The organism is Streptomyces sp. NPDC018947, from assembly GCF_044390505.1.
Taxonomy (GTDB): Bacteria; Actinomycetota; Actinomycetes; order Streptomycetales; family Streptomycetaceae; genus Streptomyces.
Map to the genome: position 1 here is coordinate 102790 of NZ_JBIRZD010000013.1, position 12587 is coordinate 115376.

The 12587-nt window shown below is 69.7% G+C and carries 11 protein-coding genes and 1 riboswitch; of the genes, 6 read left to right on the forward strand and 5 right to left on the reverse strand.

The genetic code is table 11. The features are described from left to right. The first annotated feature begins 35 nt into the window (after positions 1-35). A riboswitch (TPP riboswitch) is annotated at positions 36-225 on the forward strand. Next, positions 218-2029, forward strand: a complete 1812-nt coding sequence (thiC, locus tag ACH499_RS24115; protein WP_399018260.1) for a phosphomethylpyrimidine synthase ThiC — start codon at positions 218-220, stop codon at positions 2027-2029. (Overlaps the previous riboswitch by 8 nt.) A 43-nt stretch (positions 2030-2072) precedes the next feature. On the opposite strand, the gene ACH499_RS24120 is transcribed toward thiC, so the two are convergent. Then, the gene (locus tag ACH499_RS24120) at positions 2073-2495 is read right to left on the reverse strand and encodes a nuclear transport factor 2 family protein (protein ID WP_356199005.1); all 423 of its coding nucleotides are present in this window, start codon (positions 2493-2495) and stop codon (positions 2073-2075) included. On the opposite strand from ACH499_RS24120, the gene ACH499_RS24125 reads away from it, so the two are divergent. Next, positions 2487-2990 carry a helix-turn-helix domain-containing protein gene (locus tag ACH499_RS24125; protein WP_356199007.1) on the forward strand — a complete coding sequence of 168 codons (504 nt, stop codon included), beginning with the start codon at positions 2487-2489 and terminating at the stop codon, positions 2988-2990. The two genes, ACH499_RS24120 and ACH499_RS24125, sit on opposite strands and share 9 nt — an antisense overlap. Continuing rightward, positions 2987-4417, forward strand: coding sequence for a VWA domain-containing protein (locus ACH499_RS24130; RefSeq protein ID WP_399018262.1), 1431 nt, complete (start codon positions 2987-2989; stop codon positions 4415-4417). The genes ACH499_RS24125 and ACH499_RS24130 overlap by 4 nt, the downstream gene beginning before the upstream one ends. A gap of 21 nt (positions 4418-4438) precedes the next feature. Here ACH499_RS24130 and ACH499_RS24135 read toward each other — a convergent pair whose 3' ends face one another. The 3 genes from ACH499_RS24135 to ACH499_RS24145 all read right to left on the reverse strand — a co-directional run bounded on the left by ACH499_RS24135 (position 4439) and on the right by ACH499_RS24145 (position 7932). After that, positions 4439-5308 (reverse strand): hypothetical protein, encoded by an 870-nt coding sequence (locus ACH499_RS24135; protein WP_356199010.1) that lies wholly within the window; start codon positions 5306-5308, stop codon positions 4439-4441. A 181-nt stretch (positions 5309-5489) separates the two neighbouring features. Next, the gene (gene sppA / locus ACH499_RS24140) at positions 5490-6596 is read right to left on the reverse strand and encodes a Ser/Thr/Tyr protein phosphatase SppA (RefSeq protein WP_356199012.1); all 1107 of its coding nucleotides are present in this window, start codon (positions 6594-6596) and stop codon (positions 5490-5492) included. A gap of 223 nt (positions 6597-6819) precedes the next feature. Beyond that, positions 6820-7932, reverse strand: a complete 1113-nt coding sequence (locus ACH499_RS24145) for a LacI family DNA-binding transcriptional regulator (protein ID WP_356199014.1) — start codon at positions 7930-7932, stop codon at positions 6820-6822. A gap of 401 nt (positions 7933-8333) precedes the next feature. Between ACH499_RS24145 and hisC the strand changes: the two genes are divergently transcribed. Further along, positions 8334-9413, forward strand: coding sequence for a histidinol-phosphate transaminase (hisC, locus tag ACH499_RS24150; protein WP_356199015.1), 1080 nt, complete (start codon positions 8334-8336; stop codon positions 9411-9413). A 14-nt stretch (positions 9414-9427) separates the two neighbouring features. Here hisC and ACH499_RS24155 read toward each other — a convergent pair whose 3' ends face one another. Beyond that, entirely contained in the window at positions 9428-9847 is a 420-nt protein-coding gene (locus ACH499_RS24155) for a cyclophilin-like fold protein (RefSeq protein ID WP_356199016.1), read from the reverse strand. Between the two features lie 196 nt (positions 9848-10043). Between ACH499_RS24155 and ACH499_RS24160 the strand changes: the two genes are divergently transcribed. Both ACH499_RS24160 and cydB read left to right on the forward strand, forming a co-directional pair. Further along, positions 10044-11549, forward strand: coding sequence for a cytochrome ubiquinol oxidase subunit I (locus ACH499_RS24160; protein WP_356199018.1), 1506 nt, complete (start codon positions 10044-10046; stop codon positions 11547-11549). Between the two features lie 20 nt (positions 11550-11569). Beyond that, entirely contained in the window at positions 11570-12574 is a 1005-nt protein-coding gene (cydB, locus tag ACH499_RS24165; RefSeq protein WP_399018267.1) for a cytochrome d ubiquinol oxidase subunit II, read from the forward strand. Positions 12575-12587: the final 13 nt, after the last annotated feature.

Consider the following 12587-nt stretch of genomic DNA (forward strand, 5'->3'; position numbering starts at 1 on the left):
TCACCGCGCCCGAATTGACGCTAGCGTGGGGGCACCTTTGTACACGCGGGAGCTCGGAGCACCGGGCTGAGAGGGCGCTGACCTCCGTCCCTGCGATGTTTCACGGGAAACGTCACCGAAGCCGAGTGATGTTCCCCACGAAGCGTCGGGAGACGGAAACGGCTGCGCCGACCGCCGAACCTGTTACCGGGTAATGCCGGCGTAGGGAGTAGGTCTCATGACCATCAAGGACGCACGCACGCCTGCCTCCACGCAGAACTCCGCCGAGGAGACGTCAGCGGAGGCCGGGAAGTCCATCGGCTGGCACAAGGCGTACGTCGAGGGCTCGCGCCCCGACCTGCGGGTGCCGGTCCGTCAGGTGCACCTCACCAATGGGAAGTCGGTCACCCTCTACGACACATCGGGGCCGTACACCGACCCCCTCGTCGACACCGACGTCCGCAGGGGACTGCCGCCGCTGCGGGAGAACTGGGTGATCGCCCGCGGCGACACGGAGGAGTACGCCGGTCGTCCCGTCCGCCCCGAGGACGACGGCATCAAGCACACCTCGCCACGCGGCGGACTGCGCAATCTCGACGCGGTGTTCCCCGGTCGTCCGCGCCAGCCGCGCCGGGGCCGGGACGGCGCGGCGGTGACGCAGCTCGCGTACGCGCGCCGGGGCCAGATCACGCCCGAGATGGAGTACGTGGCCCTCCGGGAGAACGTCTCGCCGGAGGTGGTCCGCGAGGAGATCGCCGCCGGACGGGCCGTGCTGCCGGCCAATGTCAACCACCCGGAGATCGAGCCGATGATCATCGGCAAGCGGTTCCTGGTGAAGGTGAACGCCAACATCGGCAACTCCGCGGTGACGTCCTCCATCGAGGAGGAGGTCGAGAAGATGACCTGGGCGACCCGCTGGGGCGCCGACACGGTCATGGACCTCTCCACCGGCCGCAACATCCACACCACCCGCGAATGGGTGCTGCGCAACTCGCCCGTCCCCATCGGCACCGTGCCGCTCTACCAGGCACTGGAGAAGGTCGACGGCAGGGCGGAGGAGCTGACCTGGGAGATCTACAAGGACACGGTCATCGAGCAGGCCGAGCAGGGCGTGGACTACATGACCGTCCACGCGGGCGTGCGCCTGTCCTACGTACCGCTCACCGCGAACCGGAAGACCGGCATCGTCTCGCGCGGCGGCTCGATCATGGCGGCCTGGTGCCTGGCGCACCACAAGGAGTCGTTCCTGTACGAGAACTTCGAGGAGCTCTGCGAGATCCTCGCGGCCTACGACGTCACGTACTCCCTCGGGGACGGTCTGCGGCCCGGGTCGATCGCTGACGCCAACGACGAGGCGCAGTTCGCGGAGCTGCGTACGCTCGGGGAACTCAACCGGATCGCCAGGCGTTTCGATGTACAGACCATGATCGAGGGCCCGGGCCACGTCCCGATGCACAAGATCAAGGAGAACATCGACCTTCAGCAGGAGATCTGCGATGAAGCTCCGTTCTATACGCTCGGCCCGCTGACGACGGACGTCGCGCCGGCGTACGACCACATCACCTCCGGCATCGGTGCCGCGATGATCGCCTGGTGGGGCACGGCCATGCTCTGCTACGTCACGCCCAAGGAGCACCTGGGCCTGCCCAACCGTGACGACGTCAAGACCGGCGTCATCACCTACAAGATCGCCGCCCATGCCGCCGACCTCGCCAAGGGGCATCCGGGTGCGCAGGAGTGGGACGACGCGCTGTCGGACGCCCGGTTCGAGTTCCGGTGGGAGGACCAGTTCAATCTGGCCCTCGACCCGGACACGGCACGGGAGTTCCACGACGAGACACTGCCGGCCGAGCCCGCCAAGACGGCTCACTTCTGCTCGATGTGCGGGCCGAAGTTCTGCTCGATGAAGATCAGCCAGAGCATCAACGAGCGGTTCGGCGGCACGGTCTCCGAGGGGGCGTCGGCGGACGAGATCGCCGAGGGCATGCTCCAGAAGTCGAAGGAGTTCGCCGCCGGCGGGAACCGGGTGTATCTCCCGCTGGCCGACTGAGCCCGCACAGGGGGCGGTCCCGCACCGCCGGGACCGCCCGGCGTCAGCCGGTCACCGGGGTGGTCGCGGGCGGGCCCGCCACACCGAACGGGTTGTCGATCGCGTAGCGCCAGAAGCCGTCCGGCCCGCGACGGGCCACGTCCGTCGCGGTGCCCTCGATACGCACGTGGTCCCCGTGCGCGGCGACGCCGTCGATGACGAAGTCCACGATCAGCAGGGCCAGATCACCCACCGCGTAGGTGTGCCGGGGCGAGATTCGGATCGGCACGCGCAGCGCCAGGAAGTCCCCGTTGGCGCGCAGCCGGTCCGGCCCGGACACCAGCCGGCCCGGCTCGGGCACGAAGCCGGCCCCAGGTTCGTAGACCTGGTCCAGGACGTGCGGGTCGAAGGTGTTGAAGGCCCGTGCGAAGACGTACGGATGCTCGGCCGCGCGCGTGGCCAGCGGCACACTGGGGGAATGCGTCATGTGGCAAGCGAACAGCCCGCGGACGCGGGTAACCAAACGGAAACCCACCGCTGGGACGGGGAGTTGGTGCCCGACGAACGGGGCCGCACCCGACGTCCCGAAGCCGACTGCCCCGTGGAGACCGCCCTGGCCGCCGTCTCCGGCCGATGGACCACGCTGGTGCTCCGCGAGCTGATGGGCGGCCCCCGGGGCTTCACCGAACTGCGGGAGCTGCTGCCGGAACTCTCGGCGAAGGTGCTCACCGAACGCCTCCGGACGCTGCAGGACAGGGGCCTGGTGACAGCCGAACGCCTGCGGGGCTTCCCCGTACGCAGCCGCTACGCCCTGACGGAGGCAGGCCGGGCCCTGCGGCCGCTGCTCGTCGCCCTGTACGCGACCGGTGCGGAGCTGCAGGGTCTGACCCGCCCCGGGGGCCGGCAGGAGGGGGAGGAGGCGCGGAGCGCGGGGCCCGCCCCCTCCCCCGCGGCGGCCCGCCTCGGCAGACTGGGCGCATGACAGCCACATCCCTGAGCAAGGGCGCCAACATCGCCGTCGACCCGCCCACGGTGCGCGTCGCGCTCGTCTGGACCGCCGCACCGGGTGTGCCCGAGGTCGACGCCTCGGCTCTGTTGCTCACCTCGGCCGGACGCGTGCGCGACGACGGCGACTTCGTCTTCTACAACCAGCCCCGCCACACCTCCGGAGCGGTGCGGCACCTGGGGAAGGAGAACGGCTCCGGATCCACGACCGACGCCGTCGAGGTGGACCTGCGCTCGCTGGAGCCCGGCATCGAGCGCGTCGTCCTGTGCGCCTCGGCCGACGGCGGGACGTTCGGCCAGGTGCCCGGGCTGTCGCTGCGGCTGCTGGACACGGCGACGGGCACCGAGCTGGCCCGCTTCGACATCGAGGCCGGCACCGAGACCGCGCTCGTCGGCGGCGAGCTGTACCTGCGCCAGGGGAAGTGGAAGTTCCGGGCGGTCGGACAGGGTTACGCGAGCGGACTCGCGGGGCTGGCCACCGACTTCGGCATCACGGTCGACGACGCCCCGCCCGCCGCGGCCCCCTCGGCGGCGACGCCTCCCGCGCCGCAGGCACCGCCCCCGCCGCAGGCTCCCCCGCCGGCGCCGGGTCCTTCGGTCCCGTCCGCGGCGGTGCCCCCGACGACGGCGGCCACCGGCCCCCGGCTCACCAAGGGCGAGGAGCGCCTGCCGGTGGACATGCGCAAGCGGCTGTCCCTGCGCAAGGAGCAGGTCGCGGTCAGCCTGCGCAAGCACGGCGCGGCCGGTGTCACCGCGCGTGTCGTCCTGGTCCTCGACGCCTCCGGTTCCATGTCCTTCCTCTACTCCAGGGGCGTGGTCACCGACGTGGTGGAGCGCATGGCGGCCGTCGCCGCGCAACTGGACGACGACGGCGAGATGCAGGCCTGGACCTTCGCCTCGAACCCCGCCCGGCTGCCCGACCTGCGACTGGGCGAGCTGCCCGAGTGGCTGCGGCTGCACGTGCGGGTGGGGGAGGTGGGGCTCTTCCGCCGGGGCAGGAAGAAGGGGCTCCAGCCGGAGCAGGTCGACATGCGGGACGTCGGCATCCAGAACGAGGAACAGAAGGTGATCGCCGAGGTCCGCGCCTTCGTCCGGGACAACCCCGCTCCGGTGCCCACCCTGGTGCTGTTCTTCTCCGACGGCGGTGTCTACCGCAACAACGAGATCGAGCGGGAGCTGCGGGCCGCCGTGGAGGAACCGGTCTTCTGGCAGTTCGTGGGGCTCGGCCGGTCCAACTACGGAGTGCTGGAGCGGTTCGACACCCTGCCCGGCCGCCGCGTCGACAACGTCGGCTTCTTCGCCGTGGACGACATCGCCACCGTCCCCGACCCGGAGCTGTACGACCGCCTGCTGTCCGAGTTCCCGTCCTGGATCACCGCCGCCGGCCGGGCGGGCATTCTCTGACGTGCCCGCCCGGGCCGGAGGCTACTCGGGCCGGTGTTCCGGGCCCCCGAAGTCCGGGCTGCTGTAGTCCGGGCTGGAGTAGCTGGGACGCGGGCCCTCCCGGCCGTCCCCGGGGCTGCTGAACCCCGGGCGGCCGTATCCCAGGTGGGGCATCCGGCCGGCCGGCGCCGACGGTCCCGTGCGGTGCAGTGCGACCACCGCGTCCGGGTCGGCCAGCGCGTCCCGAAGGAACGGCAGGATGCCGCGCTCGAGCAGGGCCTCGTGCCAGGCCTCCCTGGCCCGGGCCACCTCCCCGTCGAGTTCGCCGTAGCGGCCGGACTCGGCGGAGGGGCTGTTGCCCAGCGCGGTGACCAGCAGCCCCACCGCGGCGACGAGGATGGCCACCGCGGTCAGACCGCCGAACACCCATCCCGTGGTGAGCATGGTCTGCGCGAAGGCCTGCCCCGGGTCGATCGCCTTCAGGAGGTAGCCGACGAGCAGGAAGATCGCCGCGGCGGTGCCGGCCAGCACGGGTGCCAGGACGGCGACGACGGCGCCCGCGCCCGCGCCGACCGCCTCGGCGGCCTCTCCCACGGTGGCCGTCAGCCCCGCCCCGCCTGTGGCCGGCTCACCGGTGCCGGACGCGCGTGCCGACGACGACGAGGGGGCCTGCCCCGGGTGACGCAGTTCCTCGCGCACCTTGACGTAGTGCTGGTACTCCGTGGTGGCCGCCGCCGTGATCAGAGCGGTGGCGCTGAGTGCCATGGTGCGCAGTTGTTCGGCGTTGAGCCGCTGTCCGACCGCCGCCAGTTCCGGTCGGTGTGGTGCGGAGCGCAGCGCCTCGTCGAGGAGCCGCTCGTACTCCTGGTGGTCCTCGTGCGACAAGTGCTGCGGAACGCTGTTCATGTGCATCCCCCGATGCTCCGTAGGGCTTGGGGCTCGCATGCCAACGAGCCGTCGGGCAGAAACGGAGGGGAGCCTGCTACGGATAAGCCGATGGTAGAGCGGTGACGGCGTACGGTGACAGGGGGTTTCCGGAAATTGGGTGCCGTGCCGCGGGGACCTGGGCGGCGCGGACCCGCCGGGGGAAGTGTCAGGCGTCGAGCGGCAGTTGCTGGACCAGCAGCTTTCCGGCCATGGTCACGCCACCGTCCATGGCGATGGCCAGTCCGTCGGCGTAGACGTGGGGTCCCTCGACCACCGTACGGGTGTCGTCCTCGCCGTCCTCGGAGCCGACCTCGCCCAGCAGGTACGGGATGGGGCTGTGGCCGTGCACGATCCGGGTGCCGCCGTACGTGTCCAGCAGGGAGCGCACGGCGTCGGCGCCGCCCTCGTCGCGGAAGGAGAAGCGCTTGGTGAACTTGCGGAACAGGTCCCACACCTCTTCCGCGTCGTTGCGCGTGAGCGTCTCGCGGACGGTGTCGTTGACCTCCTCGATGGAGCGGCCGTAGTCGAGGTAGGTCGTGGTGTCGGAGTGGACGAGGAGGTGCCCGTCCACCTCTTCGAGGGCGTCGAGGCGCGCCATCCACTGCAGGTGGTGGTCCTGGAGGCGGTCCATGTCGGTCTTCTGGCCGCCGTTCAGCAGCCAGGCCGCCTGGAAGGTGGCGGTGCCCGCGCCGGAGTTGACGGGCGTGTCGCCGAACCGCTTGGCGCCGAGCAGCAGCAGCTCGTGGTTGCCCATCAGCGCCTTGCAGTAGCCGCCGGCCGCGGCCGCCTCGGCGGACAGCCGCATCACGAGATCGATGACGCCGATGCCGTCGGGGCCGCGGTCGGTGAAGTCGCCGAGGAACCACAGGCGGGAGGTGCCCGCGCACCACTGCCCGGCGGCGTCCACGAGGCCCTTCTCCTGGAGGGCGGCCACGAGCTCGTCGAGGTAGCCGTGCACGTCGCCGACGACGAACAGCGGTCCCTGGCCGGTGGCGGGCTGCGCCGGCGGGGCCGGTTCGGGGTTCACGGTGACCTGGACCGTGTCACCCCGACGGATGACGGGCAGATCGCGCTGAGTGGGTGTGTACCCCTCCGGATAGGCCTCTTCGTAGCCTTCCTGGGAGGGCGGGGCGGACTCGCCCGGGTGCGTGCCGGAGGTGGCGTACGGAGCGGTCTCGTGGACGTACGCGGGCACCCGGAAGTCGCGCACCGTCGCCGTCCGCTCCACTTCGGGTCCCTGACCGGCCCCCTGAGTCATCGACCCCTCCACCATCGCGCCGCATCTGCACCGCTTCGGACTGCCTGGTCGCAGCGGCCCGCGGTGTGTGGGCCCATCATAGGAATGCGGATCGCGCTGTGTGATGACCCAGGGGTGGTGAATCAGAGCGGGACTCCGGTTCACCGCGGCTTTCGCCCCGATTGGGCCGGGCTTCGCCCTGCCGTGACGGTGGCGTGATCTCCTCCCGCGGGTCCGCGATCCGTGGCGCCCGGAGGCGCTAGTCGCCCTCCGGTGACCGCGGCGGGCTGACCGTCGTGCGGGGCGGACGGCGCTGCGAGGACGTCCGCACGATCAGCTCCGTGGGTATCACCTGCTCGACGGTCTGCTCCGTGTCGAGTCCCTCGATGGCGTCGATGAGCAACTGGATCACCGCGGTGCCGATGCGGCGCGGTTTCAGCGACAGGGTGGTGATGGGCGGCTCGGTGCTCGCGTACACCGTGGACTCGCTGCAGCAGACCAGCAGCAGGTCCTCCGGGACACGCAGCCCGTAGCGGCGGGCGGCGGCGAGCAGGTCGGTGCCGTTCGGGTCGAACAGTCCGTAGACGGCGTCGGGCCGGTCGGGCCGGGCGAGCAGCCGGTCGGCGGCCACCGCGCCCGCGCACGGATCGTGCGCCGGGTAGGCCTCGTAGACGGGGTCCTGGCCGACGCGCTCGCACCAGCGCAGGTAGGCGGTGGTCGACAGGTGGGTGTACGTGTCGGTCGTGGTGCCGGTCAGCAGCCCGATCCGGCGTGCGCCGGCGGCGGCCAGGTGATCGAGGATGCCGAGCACGGCGGCCTCGTGGTCGTTGTCGACCCAGGCGGTCACGGGGAGCGCGCCGACCGGGCGGCCGTCGGAGACGACCGGTAAGCCCTGGCGGACCAGTTCGCTGACGACCGGGTCCTGGTCGGAGGGGTCGATGACGACCGTTCCGTCCAGCGCGACGTTGGACCAGACGTCGTGGCGGGAGGTCGCCGGGAGGATGACGAGGGCGTAGCCGCGGGCCAGCGCGGCGGAGGTGGCGGCGCGCGCCATCTCGGCGAAGTACGCGAACTCGGTGAAGGTGAAAGGTTCATCCCCGTACGTCGTCACGGTCAGGCCGATGAGTCCCGACTTGCCGGTGCGCAGCGTACGTGCGGCGGCCGACGGCCGGTATCCCAGCCGGTCGGCGACCTCGCGGACATGGCGCCGGGTGGCATCCGGGAGTCGGCCCTTGCCGTTGAGGGCGTCGGAGACGGTCGTGATGGATACTCCGGCGGCGGCGGCCACGTCCCTGATGCCCGCCCGACCCGGCCGGTTGCCTCGACGTGAGGTTTCCGCGCGGCTCACCTGGTGCTTCCCTGCTGCTGTCATGGCGAGCCGATAGTAGGGCTCATGCGGTGGGGTAGGGCGGACGCATATGCACGCGTTGACAGGCACGTTTCTGCATGATCACGAGGCGCTAAGCACCTTGCAAAGCAAGGAACTTGAGCGCCGTTGGCCTGTTAACTGACGTGCTGGCGAGCAGAGGCCTGTTAACTGGCCGATGTTGCGAAGAGGTCTCAACTCACCTGCACGAGGGATGCGCGCCACGGCGTGAGCCACCGGCGCGTAGATATATGTGCGGCGCGCCCCCCGAATCATGCGTCTTGGTGCGCTGATGCCCCTGATGCCTGTGTGACGGAGGAGGTCTGTCCGCACCTATACGCAGCGGCGCCGAATCCTCATAAGGTGAGAAGTATTCGATGCCGGTGGTGGTCATGAGGAGGACTGCGGTGAGCGAGACGAGCCCCAAGCTGCGCGCCGAGCTGGAGGGTATTCCCACCTACAAGCCGGGCAAGCCCGCGTCGGCCGACGGGCCGGTGGCCTACAAGCTGTCCTCCAACGAGAACCCGTACCCGCCGCTGCCGGGTGTGATGGAGACGGTGGCGGCCGCGGCGTCGTCGTTCAACCGCTACCCGGACATGGCCTGTACGGCGCTGATGAGCGAGTTGTCGGAACGATTCGGTGTTCCGCTCTCCCACCTGGCCACCGGCACCGGGTCGGTGGGCGTCGCCCAGCAACTGCTCCAGGCGACGTCCGGACCCGGTGACGAGGTGATCTACGCCTGGCGCTCCTTCGAGGCGTACCCGATCATCACGCAGATCAGCGGTGCGACGTCCGTGAAGGTGCCGCTGACGCCGGGCGAGGTGCACGACCTGGACGCCATGGCCGCCGCGATCACCGACCGCACCCGGCTGATCTTCGTCTGCAACCCCAACAACCCGACGGGCACGGTGGTGCGGCGGGCCGAGCTGGAGCGTTTCCTCGACCGGGTCCCGAGCGACGTGCTCGTGGTCCTCGACGAGGCCTACCGCGAGTTCATCCGCGACCCCGAGGTCCCCGACGGTGTCGAGATCTACCGGAACCGGCCCAACGTCTGTGTCCTGCGGACCTTCTCCAAGGCGTACGGTCTTGCCGGTCTGCGGGTCGGCTTCGCGATCGCCCATGAGCCGGTGGCGGCCGCGCTGCGCAAGACGGCGGTGCCCTTCGGCGTGAGCCACATCGCGCAGGAGGCGGCGATCGCCTCGCTGCGGGCGGAGGACGAGCTGATCGGACGTGTCGGCTCGCTGGTCTGTGAGCGCATCCGTGTGGTCGACGGCCTGCGCGCACAGGGCTGGACGGTGCCGGAGACCCAGGCCAACTTCGTGTGGCTGCGGCTGGGGGAGCGCACGGCCGCATTCGCGGACGCGTGTGAGCGGGCCGGCGTGGTGGTCCGACCGTTCCCGGGCGAGGGTGTGCGGGTCACGGTCGGGGAGAGCGAGGCGAACGACATCTTCCTGAAGGTGTCGGAAGCGTTCCGCAAGGAGATCTGATCGGGCGGTGGGCGTCAGGCGGGTCGGCCGGCGTCCACCTTGTCCACGCGTACCGGGTCGCCGTCGCGCACCGTCGCCAGCAGGCGGGGGTCTCCGTCGAGGCGGCCGAGAACGTTGCACGGGCTCGCGAGGCGGCACTCGTCGCCTCGCGAGATCGGTGTGGGCCCGTACGGGAGGGCCAGGGCGTCGCCGTCGGGCCAGAAGGCGACGGTGCCCGGCTCGACGACCTGCCGGGCGTCCGTTTCACGTGAAACCGACACACCTGTGTCGAAGTACACCTCCTCGCCCCATGTGCTGGCGGAGGCGGTGAGCGGCAGCACCTTGAGCAGTGCCTGTGTGGTGGGGCTGTCCTCAAGGGTCGCGGTGAGGTGACCCGCGGGCCATGAGATGCGTATCCGTGTGTGCTGCTGCTCCTGTGTGTTCGCGATGTCCATGGCGCGGATTCAACAAGATGTTGAAGTTCTTGCCAAGGGATTGACGTCACAGGGACCCCCCTTCCGGTGTCGAAAAGCGGTAAGTCATAATTGCTTGTGAATGTGAACGCGTTCACAAGCTCTGTTCGGTCCGCAGACAGGTGACGCGCACACGCACGAACAGCCGGAACCGCGGCGATGCAAGGAGGCCGACGACGTGGACATGGCTTTGGCGCCCGAGACACTGGCGCGATGGCAGTTCGGCATCACGACCGTCTACCACTTCCTCTTCGTGCCGCTGACGATCTCACTGGCCGCCCTGACGGCCGGACTGCAGACCGCCTGGGTGCGCACCGAGAAGGAGAAGTACCTCAGGGCGACCAAGTTCTGGGGCAAGCTGTTCCTGATCAACATCGCCATGGGTGTCGTCACCGGCATCGTGCAGGAGTTCCAGTTCGGTATGAACTGGTCCGACTACTCCCGTTTCGTCGGTGACATCTTCGGGGCGCCCCTCGCCTTCGAGGCACTGATCGCGTTCTTCTTCGAGTCGACCTTCATCGGCCTGTGGATCTTCGGCTGGGACAAGCTGCCCAAGAAGATCCACCTGGCCTGCATCTGGATGGTCTCGATCGGCACCCTGCTGTCGGCGTACTTCATCCTCGCCGCGAACTCCTGGATGCAGCACCCGGTCGGCTACCGCATCAACGAGGAGAAGGGCCGCGCCGAGCTCACCGACTTCTGGCAGGTCCTGACCCAGAACACCACCCTCAACCAGGTCTTCCACAGCTTCTCCGCGGCCTTCCTGACGGGCGGCGCCTTCATGGTCGGCATCGCCGCCTTCCACCTGATGCGCAAGAAGCACATCCCCGTCATGCGGACCTCGCTGCGGCTCGGCCTCGTCACCCTCGCGGTCGGCGGCCTGCTCACCGCGGTCAGCGGCGACACCCTCGGCAAGGTCATGTACGAGCAGCAGCCGATGAAGATGGCCGCCGCCGAGGCGCTGTGGGACGGCGAGGAACCGGCGCCCTTCTCCGTCTTCGCCTACGGGGACGTCGACAAGGGGCACAACGAGGTCGCCCTGGAGATTCCCGGACTGCTGTCCTTCCTCGCGCACAGCGACTTCGACTCGTACGTGCCCGGCATCAACGACACCAACAAGGCCCTCCAGGAGCAGTTCGGCCCCGGTGACTACAAGCCCATCGTCCCCGTCGCCTACTGGGGCTTCCGCTGGATGATCGGCTTCGGCATGGCGTCCTTCTCCCTCGGCCTGCTGGGCCTGTGGCTGACGCGCAAGAGGTTCCTGCTGCCGTCGGCCCTGCGGACCGGGGAGGACGAGGTGCCGCACCTGGTGCTGCTGAAGAAGCCCCTCGGGTCGAGGCTCAGCCGGCTGTACTGGCTGCTCGCCCTGTGGACGATGGGCTTCCCGCTGATCGCCAACTCCTGGGGCTGGATCTTCACCGAGATGGGCCGGCAGCCCTGGGTCGTCTACGGCGTGATGCAGACCCGCGACGCCGTCTCCCCCGGCGTGTCCCAGGCCGAGGTCATCATCTCGATGTCCGTCTTCACCGCGCTGTACGCCGTCCTGGCCGTCATCGAGGTCAAGCTGCTCGCCAAGTACGTCAAGGCGGGCCCGCCCGAGCTCACCGAGGCCGACCTCAACCCGCCCACGAAGATCGGCGGCGACTCCCGTGACGCCGACAAGCCGATGGCCTTCTCCTACTAGGCCGAGGGAGCTGCACAGTCATGGAACTGCACGACGTCTGGTTCGTCCTGATCGCCGTCCTGTGGATCGGCTACTTCTTCCTGGAGGGCTTCGACTTCGGGGTCGGCGTCCTCACCAAGCTGCTCGCCCGGGACCGGGCCGAGAAGCGGGTGCTGATCAACACCATCGGCCCGGTGTGGGACGGCAACGAGGTGTGGCTGCTGACGGCCGGCGGAGCGACCTTCGCCGCCTTCCCCGAGTGGTACGCCACGCTCTTCTCCGGCTTCTACCTTCCCTTGCTGGTCATCCTGATCTGCCTGATCATCCGCGGCGTCGCCTTCGAGTACCGGGCGAAGCGGCCGGAGGAGTCCTGGCAGCGGAACTGGGAGACGGCGATCTTCTGGACCTCGCTGATCCCGGCGTTCCTGTGGGGCGTCGCCTTCGGCAACATCGTCCGCGGCGTCAAGATCGACCAGGATCTGGAGTACGTCGGCAGCGTCTGGGACCTGCTCAACCCGTACGCCCTCCTCGGCGGCCTGGTCACGCTGACGCTGTTCACCTTCCACGGAGCGGTGTTCACCGCGCTCAAGACGGTGGGCGAGATCCGCGAACGGTCGCGGAGGCTGGCCCGGCGCGTCGGAGTCGTCACCGCGGCGCTCGCCCTGGTCTTCCTGCTGTGGACGCAGGCCGACAGAGGGGACGGCACCAGCCTGGTCGCCCTGGTGGCGGCGGTCGCCGCCCTGGTCGCCGCCCTGGTGGCCAACCAGGCGGGACGAGAGGGATGGGCGTTCACGTTCTCCGGGGTCACCATCGTGGCCGCCGTGGCGATGCTCTTCCTGACGCTGTTCCCGAACGTCATGCCGTCCACGCTGGACGCGGACTGGAGCCTCACCGTCACCAACGCCTCGTCCAGCCCGTACACCCTGAAGATCATGACCTGGCTTGCCGCGGTCGCCACGCCGCTGGTCCTGCTCTACCAGGGATGGACGTACTGGGTGTTCCGCAAGCGGATCGGCACGCAGCACATCGCCGAATCCGCGCACTGACTCCCGGCAGGGT

Coding starts and splice junctions, on each gene's coding strand:
- thiC (WP_399018260.1), top strand. CDS start 218: ATGACCATCAAGGACGCACGCACGCCTGCCTCCACGCAGAACTCCGCC.
- ACH499_RS24125 (WP_356199007.1), top strand. CDS start 2,487: ATGCGTCATGTGGCAAGCGAACAGCCCGCGGACGCGGGTAACCAAACG.
- ACH499_RS24120 (WP_356199005.1), bottom strand. CDS start 2,495: ATGACGCATTCCCCCAGTGTGCCGCTGGCCACGCGCGCGGCCGAGCAT.
- ACH499_RS24130 (WP_399018262.1), top strand. CDS start 2,987: ATGACAGCCACATCCCTGAGCAAGGGCGCCAACATCGCCGTCGACCCG.
- ACH499_RS24135 (WP_356199010.1), bottom strand. CDS start 5,308: ATGCACATGAACAGCGTTCCGCAGCACTTGTCGCACGAGGACCACCAG.
- sppA (WP_356199012.1), bottom strand. CDS start 6,596: ATGGTGGAGGGGTCGATGACTCAGGGGGCCGGTCAGGGACCCGAAGTG.
- ACH499_RS24145 (WP_356199014.1), bottom strand. CDS start 7,932: ATGACAGCAGCAGGGAAGCACCAGGTGAGCCGCGCGGAAACCTCACGT.
- ACH499_RS24155 (WP_356199016.1), bottom strand. CDS start 9,847: ATGGACATCGCGAACACACAGGAGCAGCAGCACACACGGATACGCATC.
- cydB (WP_399018267.1), top strand. CDS start 11,570: ATGGAACTGCACGACGTCTGGTTCGTCCTGATCGCCGTCCTGTGGATC.